This window comes from Micromonospora sp. USAFONa4 (assembly GCF_057197825.1).
The window spans coordinates 3,717,445-3,734,236 of record NZ_CM170072.1; the positions used below are offsets into that span (position 1 = coordinate 3,717,445).

Genomic DNA, 16,792 nt, shown 5'->3' on the forward strand with positions numbered 1-16,792 from the left:
GAAGTGTCCTCCACCGAGCGGGATCTCCTCCCGCCCCCCGAGGAGGTTGTCCATGGCCTTCCGCAACACCACCCTCCGCCGTCGCCTGGCGGTCGCCGTAGCAGCCGGGTTCGCCCTGCTCACGGTCGCCGCCGCGCCGGCCACAGCCCGGCCGGCCCCGGACCGGGCCGACTCCGCGGCGACGTCGTACCGGGTGCTCGGCCCGCGTACGGTCGCCGACCGCACCGCCGTCGCCGGCACCGGCGCCGCCATCGACTTCGTCGAGCACGGCGTGCTGAACGTCTCGGCCACCCCCGCCGAGGCGGCGGCCATCACCCGGCTCGGCTTCCGGCTGGAGGCGGTCCCCGCCCCGTCGGCCGACGGGCACGACCACGCCGAGGGGGACGTCGGCACGGCGGCCTTCCCGCCCGCCGACTCGAACTACCACGACTACGCCGAGCTGACCGCCCTGGTGAACAAGGTGGTCGCGGACCACCCCTCGATCGCCCGGAAGATCAGCATCGGCTCCTCGTACGAGGGCCGGGACCTGATGGCGGTGAAGATCTCCGACAACGTCGCCACCGACGAGAACGAGCCGGAGATCCTGTTCAACTCCCAGCAGCACGCCCGCGAGCACCTGACCGTCGAGATGGCGGTCTACCTGCTCAACCTCTTCACCGACAGCTACGGCAGCGACTCCCGGATCACCAGCATCGTGAACAGCCGGGAGATCTGGATCGTGCCGACGGTCAACCCGGACGGCAGCGAGTACGACATCGCCACCGGCTCCTACCGCTCCTGGCGCAAGAACCGGCAGCCGAACAGCGGCTCGTCGTACGTCGGGACCGACCTGAACCGGAACTGGTCCTACCAGTGGGGCTGCTGCGGCGGCTCGTCCGGCTCGACCTCGTCGGACACCTACCGGGGCCCGTCGGCGTTCTCCGCGCCGGAGACCGCGGCGCTGCGCAACTTCGTGAACAGCCGGGTCGTCGGCGGCACCCAGCAGATCAAGGCCAACATCGACTTCCACACGTACTCGGAGCTGGTGCTCTGGCCGTTCGGCTACACGTACAACAACACGGCCCCCGGGATGTCGACGGACCAGTACAACACCTTCGCCACGCTGGGCCAGCAGATGGCGAACACCAACGGCTACACCCCGCAGCAGTCCAGCGACCTCTACATCACCGACGGGGACAGCATCGACTGGATGTGGGGCCAGCACGGCATCTGGGCGTACACCTTCGAGATGTACCCCGGCTCGGCCGGCGGTGGCGGCTTCTACCCGCCCGACGAGGTGATCCCCGCCCAGACCTCGCGCAACCGGGAGGCGGTCCTGCTGATCAGCGAGTACGCCGACTGCCCGTACCGGGTCATCGGCAAGCAGGACCAGTACTGCGGCGGTGGCGGCGGCACCACGGTCTGGTCGGACACCTTCGAGACGGCCACCGGCTGGACCATCAACCCGAACGGCACCGACACCGCGACCGCCGGGGCGTTCGAGCGGGGCGCCGCCCAGGCGACCAACTCCAGCGGGGCGAAGCAGCTCGCCCCGTACGCCGGCGCCAACGACCTCGTCACCGGCCGGCTGGCCGGCACGGCGGCCGGTGACTACGACCTCGACGGCGGCGTGACCAGCGCCCGGTCGCCGGCGGTGACCCTGCCGTCGAGCGGCACGCTGACGCTCTCCCTCGCCTGGTACCTGGCCCACGGCTCGAACGCGTCGTCGGCCGACTACCTGCGGGTCAGCGTGGTGCACAACGGCGGCACCACGGCCCTGTTCACCCAGTCCGGGGCTGCCACCAACCGCAACGGCGCCTGGGCGGTGGCGAACGCCAACCTCACCCCGTACGCCGGCCAGTCGGTGCGGATCCTCGTCGAGGCGGCGGACGCCTCGGGCGCGAGCCTGGTCGAGGCGGCTGTGGACAACGTCACCATCACCAGTTCCTGACCCGGTGGGGCCCCGTTCCGCCCCCGGCGGGGCCCCACCACCCCTCTCCGCGTACGCCGGTCCAGGGCGTGTCGCCGCCGTTGGTGATCAACGAGCGCCGATGCGCCCTGGATCGTCGAGGCACGTCCGGGGCGTGCGCTACGGTTCTACCGACCACGCGCAGCGAAGCCGGTGCGAAACCGGCGCTGTCCCGCAACTGTGATGTCCCGCCACCGCCGCACTCCGGCGTGGCGGGGACGAGCCAGGTCGCCTGCGTCCGTGGTCGCGACACGCGCTCTCGAGGAAGGGCGCCTCGCGGACGGGCGCCACCGCTCCCTGTCGGCGAAGCACCACGCTCCTCGACCGACAGGAGGACCCGTGCTCAGACGTACCCCCCGGCTCTTCGCCGCGACCCTCGCGGTGGCCGCGCTCGCCCTCGGCGCCTGCGCCGAGAAGAGCTCCGACGACACCCCCGCCGCCGGCGCCAGCTCGGCCGGCGCCGCCTTCCCGGTCACCGTCGGCACGGTGACGCTGGAGAAGCGGCCCGAGAAGATCGTCTCGCTCAGCCCGACGGCCACCGAGATGCTCTTCGCCATCGGCGCCGGCAAGCAGGTCACCGCCGTCGACGACCAGTCGAACTTCCCGGCCGACGCGCCGAAGAGCGACCTCTCGGGCTTCACCCCGAACGCCGAGGCGATCGCCGGCAAGAGCCCCGACCTGGTGGTCCTCTCCGACGACCGCAACAAGATCGTCGATCAGCTCACCGCGCTGAAGATCCCGGTCTACCAGACCCCGGCCGCGACCACGCTCGACGACAGCTACCGGCAGATCACCGAGCTGGGCGCCCTCACCGGCCACGCCGACGAGGCCGCCGACGTGACGAAGCGCATGAAGGACGACATCACCAAGCTGGTCGCCGACCTGCCGAAGCGCGCCGAGAAGCTCACCTACTACCACGAGCTGGGCCCGGAGCTCTACACGGCCACCAGCAAGACCTTCATCGGCTCGCTCTACACCATGGTGGGCCTGGAGAACATCGCCGATGCGTCCGACGCCGACGGCAAGCAGGGCGGCTACCCGCAGCTCTCCCAGGAGGTCATCGTCAAGGCCGACCCGGACTTCGTCTTCCTCGCCGACACCAAGTGCTGCAAGCAGAGCGCGGAGACGGTCAAGGCGCGCGCCGGCTGGGCGGGCGTCACGGCGGTCAAGAACAACCAGGTCGTCGCCCTCGACGACGACGTCGCCTCCCGCTGGGGACCCCGCGTGGTGGACCTGCTCCGCGTGATCGTCGACGCCACCGCCAAGGTCCCCGCGTGACCCGCACCCGTCCATGAGCCGTCCGCTCGTGAAGGCGCCGCCCGCCCGGCGGGCCGGGACGCTCCCCGCGTCCCGGCCCTCCGGGCTGCGGCCCCGCTGGCTCGCCGCCGGGGTCGCCGCGGTGCTCGTCGCCCTGGTCGCCGGGGTGTCCCTCGGCCCGGTCGCCCTGCCGCCGGGCAGCGTCGCGGCCGAGCTGCTGAACCTCATCCCGGGGGTACGCCTCGACAGCGGGCTCTCCGAGCGCGAGATCGCCATCGTCACCGAGCTGCGGCTGCCCCGGGTGGTGCTCGGGCTGCTGGTCGGCGGGCTGCTGGCCCTGGCCGGCGGCTGCTACCAGGGCGTGTTCCGCAACCCGCTGGCCGACCCGTACCTGCTCGGGGTGGCGGCCGGGGCCGGGCTCGCCGTCACGGCGGTCATCACCCTCGGCGCCGGGGCGGGCGGCGCGCTGACCGGGCTGCCGCTCACCATCCCGCTGGCCGCGTTCGTCGGCTCGATCGGCGCGGTGGCGATGACCTACCTGCTGGGCGTCTCCGGCGGGCGCGGCCGCTCCACCGCCACGCTGATCCTCGCCGGCGTGGCCGTCTCCGCGTTCCTCTCGGCCGGGCAGACCTACCTGCTGCAACGCAACTCCGACAGCATCCAGCAGGTCTACTCCTGGCTGCTCGGGCGGCTCGCCACCGCCGGCTGGCACGACGTGCGGCTGGTGCTGCCGTACTTCCTGGTCACCGCGTTCGTGGTGCTGCTGCACCGACGGGAGCTCGACGTGCTCTCCGTCGGCGACGACGAGGCCACGAGCCTCGGACTGCACCCGCAGCGGTCCCGCTACCTGCTCATCGCCGCCGCCTCGCTCGGCACCGCCGCCGCCGTCTCCGCGTCCGGCCTGATCGGCTTCGTCGGGATCATCGTGCCGCACACCGTCCGGCTGCTCGCCGGGTCGAGCTACCGGGTGATCCTGCCGCTCTCGCTGCTCTTCGGCGGGGCCTTCCTGGCCCTGACCGACGTGGTGGCCCGTACCGCCGCCGCCCCGTCGGAGATCCCGATCGGCGTGGTCACCGCACTGCTCGGCGGCCCGTTCTTCGTGCTGGTGCTGCGTACCTCCCGCCGGATGCTCGGGTGAGCGCGTGGCGGGTGCCGGCCGCGCGGCCGGCGGACGGTGGGGCCGTGCGCTCCCCCGACGTGGCCGCCGTGCCCGCCGTCGAGGTGCGCGACCTGCACGTGCGCCTGGACGGCACGCCGATCCTGGCCGGCGTCGACCTGACCGTCGCCGCCGGCGAGTGGGTCACCGTGATCGGCCCGAACGGTGCCGGGAAGTCGACCCTGCTGCGCGCCGTCGGCGGCCTGCTGCCCGCGCCGGGCGCCGTCTCCCTCTTCGGTACGCCCAGCGAGGCGCTGCGCCGCCGCGACCGCGCCCGGGTGGTCGCCACGGTCGCCCAGTCCCCGGTCGTGCCGGCCGGCATGACGGTGTTCGACTACGTGCTGCTGGGCCGCACCCCCTACATCCCGACGCTGGGCCGGGAGTCCGCCGCCGACCTGGCCGCCGCCCACGAGGTGCTCGACGGGCTGGACCTGACCGGGTTCCACGACCGGGAACTGGCCACCCTCTCCGGCGGCGAGCGGCAGCGGGTCTTCCTGGCCCGCGCGCTGGCCCAGGGCGCGACCCTGCTGCTGCTGGACGAGCCGACCAGCGCCCTGGACATCGGCCACCAGCAGGAGGTGCTGGAGCTGGTCGACCGGCTGCGCCGCGAGCACGGCCTGACGGTGCTCGCCACCATGCACGACCTCTCCATCGCCGGCGAGTACGCCGACCGCATGGTGCTGCTGGCCGACGGCCGGGTGGTGGCCGCCGGCACCCCCCGCGAGGTGCTCACCGAGCAACTCCTCGCCACCTGGTACCGCGCCACGGTCCGCGTCATCCCCGGTGTCCACGGCCCCCTGGTGGTCCCGATCCGCCCCCGTCACTGACCGTCCCGCCCCGCGCGAGGCGGCAGGTCAGGGGCGGGTGAGGATGTTGAAGAGGGCGCCGTGGGGGTCGCGGAGGGCGGCGTAGCGGCCCGCAGGGGCGGTCTGGGGCGGGACGAGGATGGTGCCGCCGAGTTCGGCGGCGCGGGCGGCGACCGCGTCGGCGTCGGCCACGGCGAAGTACACCGACCAGTACGCGGGCGTGTCCGCCGGGAACCCGTCGCCGAGCGGTGGCACCATGCCGGCCACGATCCGGGTGCCGAGCCGCCAGCCGGTGTACGTGACCGGGCCCGCCTGTTGGTCGTCCGGTTGCCAGCCGAAGACCAGCTCGTAGAAGACCTTCGCGCCCTCCGGATCGGGGGTGACCAGTTCGGTCCAGGCCAGCGCCCCCGGGACGTCGAAGACCTCGGCCCCGCGCATCGACATCGGCTGCCAGACGCTGAACGCCGCCCCGGCGGGGTCGGCGAAGACCGCCATCCGTCCCTGGTCGAAGACCTCGAACGGGGGCACCACGACCTGCCCGCCGGCCCGCTCGACCCGGCCGGCCACCAGGTCCGCGTCGTCGGTCGCCAGGTACGTCGACCAGATCGGCACCTGGTCGGGGATGGCCGGCGGGCCCGCGCCCGCCACCGCCCGCCCGCCGAGCAGGAAGACCGTGTAGCCGCCCGCCTCGGGCTCCGGGTCGATCCGGCCGGTCCAGCCGAACAGCTCGGGGTAGAACCGCCGCGCCTCGGCGAGGCCCGGGGTGGCGAGGTCGACCCAGCAGGGTGTGCCCGGCGGGACGATGCTCACGTCGACCCCCCTCTCGGCGGGGGACGGCCACGCCGGCACGCCCCTGCCGGAATCGTGGCACCGACCCGCCGCGCCACGTGGCGGATCGGCCGAAACGTCAGCTGAACCGTCGACCCTCGTCGCGCCGGTACGCCCACCCGGCCAGCAGCGCCAGCAGCACCACCCAGACCCCGAGCATGACCATGGACAGCGGGTTGACCGGGTAGGCGCCGACCGCCGCCCACATCAGCTCCACCGCGCCGCGGGTCGGCAGGAACGGCGCGACGGCCTCCACGAAGCCGGGCGCCTGGTCCGGTGCGGAGAGCAGCCCGCCCCCGAAGGCGAGCGGGAAGAAGACGACCTGCGCCACCACGATCGCCGCCTTGCTGGGCATCGAGTAGCCGATGGCGAGACCCAGCAGCGTGAACGGCACCGAGATCACCGTGACGATCGCCAGGGCCAGCAGGAACGCCGGCGCGCTGACCCGCGCCTCGGTGAGCGCCGCCCCGATCGCCACCACCGGCACCAGCGAGAGGTAGGTGAGTGCCAGCCCGGCCAGCACCCGCCCGGCGAAGCGGGGTGCCGGCCCGGCCGGCAGGGTCCGGGTGTACGGGTTCCAGGGCTGGTCGCGGTCCTCGGCGACCCCGACGCCGTACTGGAAGATGTTCGCGCTCATCACCGAGAAGGTGACCATGGCGGCGGTGGCGTAGGTGGCGCCGACCGGGTCCTTCCCGGCGAACGGCACCACGAAGAAGAGCATCGCGACGGCCGGGAAGAAGGCGCTGCCGACGACGGCGACCGGGATGCGGACCGTCTCCAGGAGCTGGTAGCGGGCGTGGACCAGGGCGAGGCGCATGGGAGATCCGTCCCCTCAGGCGGTGGCCGGCGGGCCGGCCACGGCGGTCGTCGGACGGTCGGCCCCGGAGCCGGGCGCGGTGATGGCGAGGAACGCCTCCTCCAGCGAGGTGGGGCGGACCTCCAGGTCGGCGAACGCCACCCCGGCGGTGACCAGGGCCCGCACCAGCTCGTCGGCGTCGGTGGTGAGCAGGTGCGTGCGGCCGTCGACCCGCTCGGTGCGGACGACGCCGGGCAGCGCGGGCAGCGCGTCGGCGACCAGGCTGACCCGGCGTACGCCGACGATGCCCCGGATCGCGTCGACCGTGTCGTCGGCCAGCACCCGGCCCTGCCCGATGACCACCACCCGCCGGGCCAGCGCCTCGACCTCCTCCAGGTAGTGGCTGCTCAGCAGCACGGTGCCGCCGTCGTCGTGGAACGCCCGGATCGCCTCCCACAGGGTGTGCCGCGCCGCGACGTCCAGGCCGGTGGTCGGCTCGTCGAGCAGCACCAGCCGGGGCCGGCCGACGAAGGCGAGCGCCACCGCGAGCCGGCGGCGCTGCCCGCCGGAGAGGCCCCCGGTCTGCCGCCGGGCCAGCTCGCCGAGGCCGAAGCGGTCGAGCAGTTCGCCCCGGGGGACCGGGGCGGGGTGGTGGGCGGCGACGAAGTCCACCACCTCGCCGACCCGCAGCGTGCCGGGCAGGCCCGTCTCCTGCGGGGTGACCCCGATCTGCCGCCGGCTCGCCGGGTCGCGCGGGTCGCCGCCGAACAGTTCGACCCGGCCGGCGGTGGGCCGGCGCAGCCCGACGAGCAGGTTCAGCAGGGTGCTCTTGCCGGCCCCGTTCGGGCCGAGCAGGCCGACCAGTTCGCCGGCGGAGACCTCCAGGTCGACCCGGTCGAGGGCGAGCACGTCGCCGTAGCGGCGGCTGACCGCCTCGGCGCGGGCGAGGATCACGGGAGACTCGTCGAGGGCGTCACGGACACCTGTCTACCGCCCCGGCGCAAGTCCGGGTCAGCCGAGCGGGGCGGGCAGCGGTCGGGCGTGCAGCACGGCGAGTCGGGAAACCGCCCGGGTGAGCACCACGTAGAGCCGGTGCAGGCCGCGCGGTTCGGCGGCCACGATCGCCGCCGGCTCGACGACGATGACGTGGTCGTACTCCAGGCCCTTGACCAGGGTCGCGGGCACCACCGTGACGCGCGCCGCGGCGGCCGGCTCGTCGACGGTCGCGGTGTCGACGCCAACGGCCTCCAGCGCCGCCCGCAGCCCGCCGACCGCGTCGTCGGCGGCGATCACCGCCACCGAGCCGTCGAACGCCAGCGCCGCGCGCACCTCGGCCACCGTCGCGGCGGTCAGGTCATCGACGGTACGCACGTCGAGCGCGCCGTCGCGGCGCAGCGACTCGGCCGGGGGCACGTCGACGGCGAGCGCCGGCAGCAGCCGGTTGGCGAACGTCACCACGGCGGCGGGCACCCGGAACCCGACGGTCAGCGGCACCACGACGGCGTCCGGCTTGCCGAGGTGGCGCAGGGACTCCCGCCAGTCGGCGGCGGCCCACGGGGCGGTGCCCTGGGCCAGGTCGCCGAGGAGGGTGATCGACCCGTGTTCGCTGCGCCGGGCGATCACCCGGCACTGCATCGGGGAGAGGTCCTGGGCCTCGTCGACGACGACGTGCCCGAAGCCGCCCGGTCGCTCGATCAGCCCGGCCGCCTCGTCGATGAGCACGGCGTCGGCCGCCGTCCACTTCGTGGCCTTCGGCGTACGCCCGAGCTTCGTGCCGGCCGGGGCGGGACGCCGCGCCGGGGCCCGCGTGGTGCCGGCCGTCAGGGCCTGGGCGTCGGCTGCCGTGGTCGGGCCGGCCGCCGGGTCCGGGGTGCCGACCGTCGCCGTCGGGTCGGCGAGCCCGCGCAGCCGCGCCTGCTCCTCGGCGTCGAGCAGCCCGTCCGCCGCCGTGGCGAGCCGCTGCGGGTCGCCGAGCAGGGCGTGCACCAGCCCTTCCGGGGTGAGCGCCGGCCAGACCGCGTCGAGGAAGGCGGTGACCGGCGTGGCCTTGCCCATCCGGCGCAGCCAGGCGTCGCTCGGGGACTCGGCGCGCCGCGCCTCGGCCTGCCGTTGCAGCAGCGCCACCACCCGGGCCCGGACGCGCTCGCGCCCCGTGGCGTACGGCAGCCGCTCCCGGCGGGTCTCCTGGACCACCCGGTGCAGCGGGTCCAGGCCGATCCGCCAGCGGAACGAGCCGTCCGAGACCATGATCGGCTCGGTCGGCTCGCCGATGTGCGCGTCGACGGCCCGACGCAGCACCTCGGCCATCCGGGCGTCGTGCTTGATCGTCGCCACCGCCGGGTCCTCGACGGCCCGCACCGGCACCCGGCCGACCAGGTCCTCCACCGTGGCCTGCTCGACCTCCACCTCGCCGAGCGCCGGCAGCACCGCCGCGATGTACGACAGGAAGGCCCGGTTCGGCCCCACGATCAGCACGCCGGAGCGGCGCAGCCGCTCCCGGTGCAGGTAGAGCAGGTACGCGGCCCGGTGCAGGCCGACGGCGGTCTTGCCGGTGCCCGGGGCGCCCTGCACGCAGATCGAGTCGGCGAGGTCGGCCCGGACCAGCTCGTCCTGCTCGGGCTGGATGGTGGCGACGATGTCGCGCATCGGCCCGACGCGCGGCCGTTCGATCTCGGCGGTCAGGATCCGGCTGGTCGTGCCCAGTTCCTCGCCCCGGTCGAGGCGCTCGTCCTCGAAGCTGGTCAGCGCCCCGTTGCTGAAGCCGAAGCGGCGCCGTACCGCCACGCCCTGCGGGTCGCGCGCGCTCGCCCGGTAGAACGACCGGGAGACCGGGGCCCGCCAGTCCAGCACCAGCGGCTCGCCCCGGTCGTCGGTGACGTGCCGCCGGCCGACGTGGTAGCGCCGCCCGGCGTGGTCCGCGTGCCACCCGTCCGGCCCGTCGCCGGGGTCGCCGGGCGGGTCGTCGGCGGGCGGGGCCCCGGTCGCCGGGCCGAAGTCGAGGCGCCCGAAGAAGAGCGGCGTGGTGGGGTCGTCGGCGAGTTCGGCGACCCGGCGGGCCAGGGTGCGCCCGAGGGTCTCGGCCGCGTACGCGTCGCCGGCCACCTGGTCGCCGGTCGAGAAGAGGGCCTGGGCGCGTTCCCGCATCTGCGCCAGGGCGGCCCGGGAGGTGGCGAGGTGCTCGCGTTCGGCGGCGAGGTCGGCGTCGAGGTCGAGATCGAGGTCGGTCACGCTGAATCCCGTCGGGGTCTACTGCCGGTCGCTCGCGTGTCCGGCGGGCGGATGGGCCGGCCCCCGGCGCGGGACGTCCGATGCGGTGGTCACCTCACCCTGGCCGTCAAGCGACCTGACAGCCTACGCGCCGGGCGCGTGCCGCTCCACCGGATTTCGACCGTGGCACCCGCCGCCCGCCGCTGGACCTCCGGTGCCGGTCGACCGGCGACCCGCGGCGGGCGGGCGACCAGGAATCATGGACACATGACGGAGGCGCGTCCCGAACAGCGCCGGATCACGATCAGCGACCCGCAGGTGATGCGGGCGCTGGCCCATCCGGCCCGAATCGCGATCATGGAACACCTGGGCGTGGTGGAGGGCGGCGCGACCGCCACCGAGTGTGCGGAGGTGGCCGGGCTGTCGCCGAGCGCCACCAGCTACCACCTCCGGGCGCTGGCGAAGTCGGGCCTGGTGGAGCAGGCGCCGAGCCGGGGGGACGCGCGCGAGCGGCTGTGGCGCACGGTCGGCCGGACCCTGCTGGTCGACGCGGGACGGTCCGCCGGCCCGGAGGCGCGCGCGGCCGAGCAGGCGCTGGTGGAGGCGCACGCGGCCCGGGACATGGAGCGGACCCGGGACTGGCTGCGCCGCGCCGGGGACGAGCCCGCCGAGTGGTACGACGTCGCGCTGTTCAGCGACACGCTGCTGCTGCTCACCGCCGACGAGCTGGCCGGGCTGAACGAGGCGGTGAGCGCGTTGTTCGAGCCGTACCGGCAGCGGAACCGGCAGGCGGATCCGCCGGCCGGGGCGCGCACGGTGGCGGTGCAGTACCGGGCGGTGCCGCTGGCGTAGGGGGTTGCTTCGATCAGTTGTGAAGGATTATTTTCGAAGTATGTCCTTCACAACTGACGGGTCGCGCTGGTCGGACGTCTGGCTCGCCGCCACCGCGCGCGGCACCTCGATGTGCGGTGACTTCCTCGCCGCCACCGCCCTGGCGCTCGCCCTCCAGTCCGCCGGCGCCAGCGGCATAGCCGTGTCCGGACTGCTGTTGGCGGCGACCCTGCCGCTGGTGGTGCTCGCCCCGCTCACCGGGCGCCTCGTCGACCGGGTGGACAGCCGGAAGCTGCTGGTCACCGCGGGTCTGGGGCAGGCCGCCGTCTGCGCGCTGCTGGCCTTCGCCACCCACCCGGCCCTGATCATCGGGCTCGTCGCGCTGCTCGCCTGCGGGCTGGCCGTGACCCATCCCTGCCTGGCGGCGCTGCTGCCGGCGATGGTGCGCCCCGCCGACCTGCCCCGGGCGAGCGCGATCAGCCAGACGGCCAGCAGCCTGGGCGCGCTCGGCGGCCCGGTGCTCGCCGGGCTGCTGGTCGGGCAGTTCGGCGCGCGCGTACCCCTGCTCATCGACGCCGGGAGCTACCTCGCCCTGGTGGCCGCGGGCCTGCTGCTGCGTACCCGCAGGGGCGGCCGGCGGGCCACGGCCGCACCCGCGTCCGGGACGGAACGGGCCCCGGCGTGGCGGCTGCGCGGCGACCCGCTGCTGCTGGCCGTCGTCGTCAGCACGGCCGCGGTCATCACCGCCGTGGGCGGCATCAACGTGGTAGAGGTCTTCTTCATCCGCGAGACCCTCGACGGATCGCCCACGGTGTACGGGCTGGTCGGCGCCGCCTGGATGGCGGGGATGCTGCCCGGCAGCTGGCTCTGCGCCCGGCTGGCCCACCGGCTCACCGACGACGGCGCCCTGGTGTACGGGGTGCTGGCGACGCTCGGTGGCATCTGCCTCATGGTGCTGGTCGCCGCCGCCGTGCCCACGGCCGCGCTGCTGGTCCCGCTCTGGCTGGTCGCGGGCGCGGCGAACGGCGGGGAGAACGTCTTCGCCAACCTGCTCACCGCCCGGCGGGTGCCGGAGGCGTCGCGCGGCCGGGCGTACGCCCTCTACGGCGCGGCCGTGCAGGGCGGCTCGATGGGGGGCTACCTGATCGGGGGCGCCCTGCTGGCGCTGCTGTCGCCGCGACCCCTGATCGCGGCGGCCGGCGCGGTCGGCCTGCTGGTCGTGGTGGCGTTCGTGCCGGCCGTCGCGCGCTCCGTCCGACGGGTCCGGGCGGCCGGCGCCGGGTCGACGGCGGCGGCCCGGGCGGGCGGTGCGGACGGCGCGCCGGGGGAGGCGGGGGACGGCGACCACCCGGCGGATGCGGGGTTGGCCACTCCCACCCCGGCCCACTGAGCCACGCGACGGTGGCGGGGATACGGTCGGGGCATGGTTGAGCACGTCGCACGCCCCCGGGTCGGGCACATCCAGTTCCTGAACTGCCTGCCGATCTACTGGGGGCTGATGCGCTCCGGTGCCCTGATCGACGTCGACCTGCACAAGGACTCCCCGGACCGGCTCAGCGCCGCCCTGGTCGCCGGTGACCTGGACATCGGTCCGATCTCCCAGGTGGAGTACCTGCGGCACGCCGATGAGCTGCTGCTCCTGCCCGACCTGGCGGTCGGCAGCGACGGCCCGGTGCTCTCCGTCAACGTCGTCTCCACCCGCCCGCTGGCCGAGCTCGGCCACGGCAAGGTGGCGCTGGGCTCGACCTCGCGGACCGGGGTGCTGTTGGCCCAGTTGCTGCTCGGCGAGCGGTACGGGGTGAACCCCGAGTACTTCCGCTGCCCGCCCGACCTGACCCAGATGCTGCTGGAGGCCGACGCCGGGGTGCTGATCGGCGACGTGGCGCTGCGCGCCCTCTACGAGGCGCCGAAGCGTGGGCTGGAGGTCACCGACCTCGGGCAGGCGTGGCGGGAGTGGACGGGCCTGCCGATGGTCTTCGCCGTCTGGGCCGTACGCCGCGACTTCGCCGCCGCCCACCCCGGCCTGGTCAAGGAGGTGCACGAGGCGTTCCTGCGCTCCCGGGACCTCTGCCTGGCCGAGCTGGACCAGGTGGCCGAGGCGGCCGCGCGCTGGGAGCCGTTCGACGCGGCGACCCTGGCGACGTACTTCCGGGCGCTGGACTTCTCCCTCGGCGAGCGCCAGGTGGCCGGCCTGCGCGAGTTCGCGCGTCGCGCCGCCGCCATCGACGCCGCCCCGCCCCTGCCCGCCTCCGGCCCGGCCTTCTTCACAGGCTGAACCTCTGGCCGGCCCGGGGCGGTGGTCGGGTCTAGGTGGTGGGGCGGAGGAGGGCTTCGGTGATCTTCTGGCAGTTGTTCATGCCGTACTCGTAGCCCTTGCCGATCGGGTAGCGGACCATCACGCCCATCGTCCAGGTGTCGCCGATGGCCAGGCAGTTGATGTGCATCTCCTGCTCCTTGGTCCGGTCGATCCAGCCGTTCTTGATGGCGATGTCCTTGCGTTCGGCGGCCGGGAACGCCTTGCGGATGCCGAAGTCGCCGCCGCCCCTGACCAGCCGCATCTCGTTGAGCAGCCACTTGGTCCACTTCGGCCCCGCGGCGCGGCCGTCGGCGATGCAGGCGCCCATCCGGGCGGTGTCCCGGGGGGAGAGCTTCGTCCGGCTCCAGCCGCCGTCGCTGGCGACGCTGCTGTCGGTCAGCTCGCACTTGGAGAGCAGCCGCTTGATCGAGGCGGACCCGCCCAGGGCGTTGTAGAACTGCTGGGTCCGGGTGTTGTCGCTGTCCCGGATGATCTTCGTGGCGTCGGCCAGCTTGGCGTCGCTCGGGGTCTGGCCCTTCTCGTCGGCGCGGCGCAGGTGGTCGGCGACGATCCACGCCTTGATCAGCGACGCGGTGGTGCTGGTCTCGTCCATGTTGTCGGAGCCGATGATCTCCCCGGTGCGGCGGTCGAGGACGCTCCAGGAGTACCAGCCCTCGATGTCCAGGTCGAGTTCCTTGGCCTCGAACGGCAGCGGCTCCGGCTCCGGCGTCGGGCTCGGCGACGGCGAGGGGCGGGAGCTGCGGTCACTCGGGGCGGTCGTGGCGCGCTCGGCCGGGCCGGCGGGGGTGCCCCACTCGGCGGCGGCGCGGGACTCGAACGGCGAGCCCGGCAGCAGCCGCAGCGAGACGAGCACCAGGCAGATGAGGACCACCGCGATGGCGATGAGCCTGCGGGGGGAGGCGTCGGCGGGCTCGTCGGCCCGGCGCCGGCGCGGCATCAGAGCTTCCCGGCGGGCTGCTGCGGCACCTTGAGGGCGGCGCCCGGCTGCGGGGTCACGAGCTGGCTGGCGACCGAGGCGCAGACCTGCGCGCCGTAGTTCAGCCCGCTCTTCTGCGGGTAGCGGAGCATCACCGCGAGGCTCCACTTGTCGTTGACGGCGAGGCAGTTGACGTGCCAGTTGCCGTCGTAGTTGAGCGGGGTCCAGCCGTTCTTCATGCTGACCGGGCCCTGGCTGACGATCGACTGGGGGAGGCCGTCGATGATGCCCCAACGGCCGCCGCCGGAGCGGGCCTTCTGGTCCTTGGCGGCCGTGCTGCCCCTGACCTTGCTCATCTCGTCCAGCAGGAGCTTCGTCCACTTGGGGCCGGCGGCCGTGCCGTCGGCGATGCAGTCGCCGAGCCGGACGGCGTCACGCGGGGACATCCGCGTGAAGCTCCACCAGCCCACGTAACCGGCCACGTTGCCCGGCTTGGTGTCGGTGAGCCCGCAGGTGCTGACCATCCGCCTGATCGTGGCGGCCCGGCCCACCGCGCCGTAGAGGGCGTTGGCGGCGTCGTCGTTGCTGTCCCGGATGGCGGTGGTGATCTGCTTCTTCCGCTCGGCCGGCAGCGGCTTGTCGCCGAGCTGGTTGAGGTAGTCCGCCGCGAACCAGGCCTTGATCATCGACTCGGTGGAGCTGGTCGAGGCCAGGTTCTTCGACCCGGAGATCTCGCCGGTCTCCCGGTCCATCAGCGCCCACGAGAAGAACTCGCCCTTGAAGTTCACCGTGACCGGGCCGGCGGCCAGGGTCGGCGGCGGGGGCGGGGTGGGCGCGGGGGCCGCGACGCTTCCGCCGCCGCTTCCGCCGCTCGCGGCGTCGTCGCCGGCGAGTCGGGCGTACGCGGCCGGAACGAGCAGGCCGCCACCGAGGAGGACCGCCACGACGGCGAGCACCAGGGTCACGCGGGATCGCATGAGTGGGTGAGCTCCAGATGTCAGGCCGGGGGGACCGGCTGGTTGTCGGACGGATCGGCGGCTCGCCGAGGGCCGGGGGATCCGCCCTCCGTGTTGCTCGGGCGATCGTCGGCAGCCGATCGGTGTGACGGGGGAAGTCTACGTGCGGATCGGCGGCGCGCCAGGACCCGACACCTGGCAACTTGCCATGTAGGCGGGATATCGAGCCGCTATGCGGCTGTTGAGAGGATTCAGCTTCCCATAGTGAGCCAAGTCATAGTTTGCCCGGCTGTCGGAGCCGCCGCCCCGTACCGAAACTGCCTCCGGAAACCTGTTACACCCTCTGGTGCCCCGAGAGGCGAGCTGTAACACTTGACCCATGTATGGCAACGACTTCTCCGCCGAGGACGCACCCGGCGGTGGCCTGCTCGGCGAGGTCGAGGCGGCGGAGGCGGCCCTGCGGGAGGCCGCCGCACGTGGCCGCCGGGGCGGTGCGCCCGGCGCGGACGAGGACCTGGAGGCGTACTTCGCCGAGGTCATCGACGCCGACCAGAAGATCGAGCCGCGCGACTGGATGCCCGAGGCGTACCGCAGGACGCTGATCCGGCAGATCGCGCAGCACGCGCACTCCGAGATCATCGGCATGCAGCCGGAGGGCAACTGGATCAGCCGCGCCCCCTCGCTCAAGCGCAAGGCGATCCTGCTGGCCAAGGTGCAGGACGAGGCCGGCCACGGCCTCTACCTCTACGCCGCCGCCGAGACCCTCGGGATCAGCCGGGACGAGCTGGTCGAGCTGCTGCTCAACGGCCGGCAGAAGTACAGCTCGATCTTCAACTACCCCACCCTGACCTGGGCCGACGTGGGCGCCATCGGCTGGCTGGTCGACGGCGCCGCGATCGTCAACCAGGTCCCGCTCTGCCGCTGCTCCTACGGGCCGTACGCGCGGGCGATGATCCGGGTCTGCAAGGAGGAGTCGTTCCACCAACGGCAGGGCTACGAGATCCTGCACACGCTCGCGCACGGCACCCCGGCGCAGAAGGCGATGGCGCAGGACGCCCTCGACCGCTGGTGGTACCCGTCGCTGGCGATGTTCGGCCCGCCGGACACCGACTCCACCCACTCGGCGCAGTCCATGGCCTGGAAGATCAAGCGCTTCTCCAACGACGAGCTGCGCCAGCGCTTCGTGGACATGTGCGTGCAGCAGGCGGAGATCCTCGGCCTGACGATCCCGGACCCCGACCTGCGCTGGAACGAGTTCCGGCAGTCGTACGACTTCACCCAGCCCGACTACGACGAGCTGATGCGGGTGATCAAGGGAAACGGCCCGTGCAACCGGCAGCGGATGGAGCACCGGCGCCGCGCCCACGACGACGGCGCGTGGGTGCGGGAGGCCGCCGCGGCGTACGCCGCCAAGCGGGTGCAGCAGAAGGAGAAGGTAGCGGCGTGAGCGAGCGTAGCGAGCGGACGGAGCAGCGCGGCGTGAGCGCCCCTTCGCCCCTGTGGGAGGTCTTCGTGCGGGCGCGGCGCGGGTTGTCGCACACCCACGTCGGCAGCCTGCACGCCCCCGACGCCGAGCTGGCCCTGCGCAACGCGCGGGACCTCTACACCCGCCGCCAGGAGGGCGTCTCCATCTGGGTGGTGCCGGCGGGCGCGATCACCGCGTCCAGCCCCGACGAGAAGGACGCCTTCTTCGACCCGGCGGCCGACAAGGTCTACCGGCATCCCACCTTCTACGACGTGCCGGACGGGGTGGCCCACCTGTGAGCGAGCGCAG

Annotated in this window: 15 protein-coding genes and 1 riboswitch; of the genes, 9 read left to right on the top strand and 6 right to left on the bottom strand. The window is 73.9% G+C overall.

All coding sequences use genetic code 11. The annotated features are described in order from the left end of the window. Positions 1-52: 52 nt before the first annotated feature. The 4 genes from AC0OO9_RS16405 (at position 53) to AC0OO9_RS16420 (ending at position 5,188) form a co-directional block, all read left to right on the top strand. On the top strand, positions 53-1,930 hold the full coding sequence (locus AC0OO9_RS16405; protein WP_484511007.1) for a M14 family metallopeptidase: 1,878 nt from the start codon (positions 53-55) through the stop codon (positions 1,928-1,930). Positions 1,931-2,097: 167 nt separating this feature from the next. Further along, positions 2,098-2,176, top strand: a riboswitch (cobalamin riboswitch). A gap of 111 nt (positions 2,177-2,287) precedes the next feature. Then, on the top strand, positions 2,288-3,226 hold the full coding sequence (locus tag AC0OO9_RS16410; RefSeq protein ID WP_484511008.1) for an ABC transporter substrate-binding protein: 939 nt from the start codon (positions 2,288-2,290) through the stop codon (positions 3,224-3,226). 13 nt (positions 3,227-3,239) lie between these two features. Then, positions 3,240-4,343: a FecCD family ABC transporter permease gene (locus AC0OO9_RS16415; protein WP_484511009.1), complete on the top strand. Its 1,104-nt coding sequence runs from the start codon at positions 3,240-3,242 to the stop codon at positions 4,341-4,343. 59 nt (positions 4,344-4,402) lie between these two features. Continuing rightward, the gene (locus AC0OO9_RS16420) at positions 4,403-5,188 is read left to right on the top strand and encodes an ABC transporter ATP-binding protein (protein ID WP_484517968.1); all 786 of its coding nucleotides are present in this window, start codon (positions 4,403-4,405) and stop codon (positions 5,186-5,188) included. A gap of 27 nt (positions 5,189-5,215) precedes the next feature. On the opposite strand, the gene AC0OO9_RS16425 is transcribed toward AC0OO9_RS16420, so the two are convergent. The 4 genes from AC0OO9_RS16425 to AC0OO9_RS16440 all read right to left on the bottom strand — a co-directional run bounded on the left by AC0OO9_RS16425 (position 5,216) and on the right by AC0OO9_RS16440 (position 10,019). Then, positions 5,216-5,977, bottom strand: coding sequence for a VOC family protein (locus AC0OO9_RS16425; RefSeq protein WP_484511010.1), 762 nt, complete (start codon positions 5,975-5,977; stop codon positions 5,216-5,218). A gap of 97 nt (positions 5,978-6,074) precedes the next feature. Next, positions 6,075-6,812 (bottom strand): ABC transporter permease, encoded by a 738-nt coding sequence (locus AC0OO9_RS16430; protein WP_484511011.1) that lies wholly within the window; start codon positions 6,810-6,812, stop codon positions 6,075-6,077. 15 nt (positions 6,813-6,827) lie between these two features. Continuing rightward, a complete protein-coding gene (locus AC0OO9_RS16435) occupies positions 6,828-7,745 on the bottom strand; it encodes an ABC transporter ATP-binding protein (RefSeq protein WP_484511012.1) in 918 nt (305 codons plus the stop codon). Between the two features lie 57 nt (positions 7,746-7,802). Then, positions 7,803-10,019, bottom strand: a complete 2,217-nt coding sequence (locus tag AC0OO9_RS16440) for a HelD family protein (protein ID WP_484511013.1) — start codon at positions 10,017-10,019, stop codon at positions 7,803-7,805. A gap of 246 nt (positions 10,020-10,265) precedes the next feature. Between AC0OO9_RS16440 and AC0OO9_RS16445 the strand changes: the two genes are divergently transcribed. Genes AC0OO9_RS16445 through AC0OO9_RS16455 form a run of 3 tightly spaced genes read left to right on the top strand, consistent with a single transcriptional unit; the run spans position 10,266 to position 13,104 of the window. After that, entirely contained in the window at positions 10,266-10,850 is a 585-nt protein-coding gene (locus AC0OO9_RS16445) for a helix-turn-helix domain-containing protein (protein ID WP_484511014.1), read from the top strand. A gap of 40 nt (positions 10,851-10,890) precedes the next feature. Continuing rightward, positions 10,891-12,219, top strand: a complete 1,329-nt coding sequence (locus AC0OO9_RS16450) for an MFS transporter (protein WP_484511015.1) — start codon at positions 10,891-10,893, stop codon at positions 12,217-12,219. A 33-nt stretch (positions 12,220-12,252) separates the two neighbouring features. Then, positions 12,253-13,104, top strand: coding sequence for a menaquinone biosynthetic enzyme MqnA/MqnD family protein (locus AC0OO9_RS16455; protein ID WP_484511016.1), 852 nt, complete (start codon positions 12,253-12,255; stop codon positions 13,102-13,104). A 31-nt stretch (positions 13,105-13,135) separates the two neighbouring features. Here AC0OO9_RS16455 and AC0OO9_RS16460 read toward each other — a convergent pair whose 3' ends face one another. Together AC0OO9_RS16460 and AC0OO9_RS16465 are read right to left on the bottom strand one after the other, a co-directional pair. Next, complete coding sequence (locus AC0OO9_RS16460; protein WP_484511017.1) at positions 13,136-14,083, bottom strand: serine hydrolase; 948 nt, start codon at positions 14,081-14,083, stop codon at positions 13,136-13,138. After that, complete coding sequence (locus tag AC0OO9_RS16465; RefSeq protein ID WP_484511018.1) at positions 14,083-15,039, bottom strand: hypothetical protein; 957 nt, start codon at positions 15,037-15,039, stop codon at positions 14,083-14,085. The genes AC0OO9_RS16460 and AC0OO9_RS16465 overlap by 1 nt, the downstream gene beginning before the upstream one ends. Positions 15,040-15,397: 358 nt before the next feature. Between AC0OO9_RS16465 and paaA the strand changes: the two genes are divergently transcribed. Together paaA and paaB are read left to right on the top strand one after the other, a co-directional pair. Then, positions 15,398-16,465 carry a 1,2-phenylacetyl-CoA epoxidase subunit PaaA gene (gene paaA, locus AC0OO9_RS16470; RefSeq protein WP_484511019.1) on the top strand — a complete coding sequence of 356 codons (1,068 nt, stop codon included), beginning with the start codon at positions 15,398-15,400 and terminating at the stop codon, positions 16,463-16,465. After that, complete coding sequence (paaB, locus tag AC0OO9_RS16475; protein ID WP_101413756.1) at positions 16,462-16,782, top strand: 1,2-phenylacetyl-CoA epoxidase subunit PaaB; 321 nt, start codon at positions 16,462-16,464, stop codon at positions 16,780-16,782. Before paaA ends, paaB begins: the two co-directional genes overlap by 4 nt. Positions 16,783-16,792: the final 10 nt, after the last annotated feature.

Bases quoted from the DNA above. Each gene is read 5' to 3' on its own strand.
- AC0OO9_RS16445 (WP_484511014.1), top strand. From the start codon at position 10,266: ATGACGGAGGCGCGTCCCGAACAGCGCCGGATCACGATCAGCGACCCG.
- AC0OO9_RS16450 (WP_484511015.1), top strand. From the start codon at position 10,891: ATGTCCTTCACAACTGACGGGTCGCGCTGGTCGGACGTCTGGCTCGCC.
- AC0OO9_RS16465 (WP_484511018.1), bottom strand. From the start codon at position 15,039: ATGCGATCCCGCGTGACCCTGGTGCTCGCCGTCGTGGCGGTCCTCCTC.
- paaA (WP_484511019.1), top strand. From the start codon at position 15,398: ATGTATGGCAACGACTTCTCCGCCGAGGACGCACCCGGCGGTGGCCTG.
- AC0OO9_RS16455 (WP_484511016.1), top strand. From the start codon at position 12,253: ATGGTTGAGCACGTCGCACGCCCCCGGGTCGGGCACATCCAGTTCCTG.
- AC0OO9_RS16405 (WP_484511007.1), top strand. From the start codon at position 53: ATGGCCTTCCGCAACACCACCCTCCGCCGTCGCCTGGCGGTCGCCGTA.
- AC0OO9_RS16460 (WP_484511017.1), bottom strand. From the start codon at position 14,083: ATGCCGCGCCGGCGCCGGGCCGACGAGCCCGCCGACGCCTCCCCCCGC.
- AC0OO9_RS16430 (WP_484511011.1), bottom strand. From the start codon at position 6,812: ATGCGCCTCGCCCTGGTCCACGCCCGCTACCAGCTCCTGGAGACGGTC.
- AC0OO9_RS16415 (WP_484511009.1), top strand. From the start codon at position 3,240: ATGAGCCGTCCGCTCGTGAAGGCGCCGCCCGCCCGGCGGGCCGGGACG.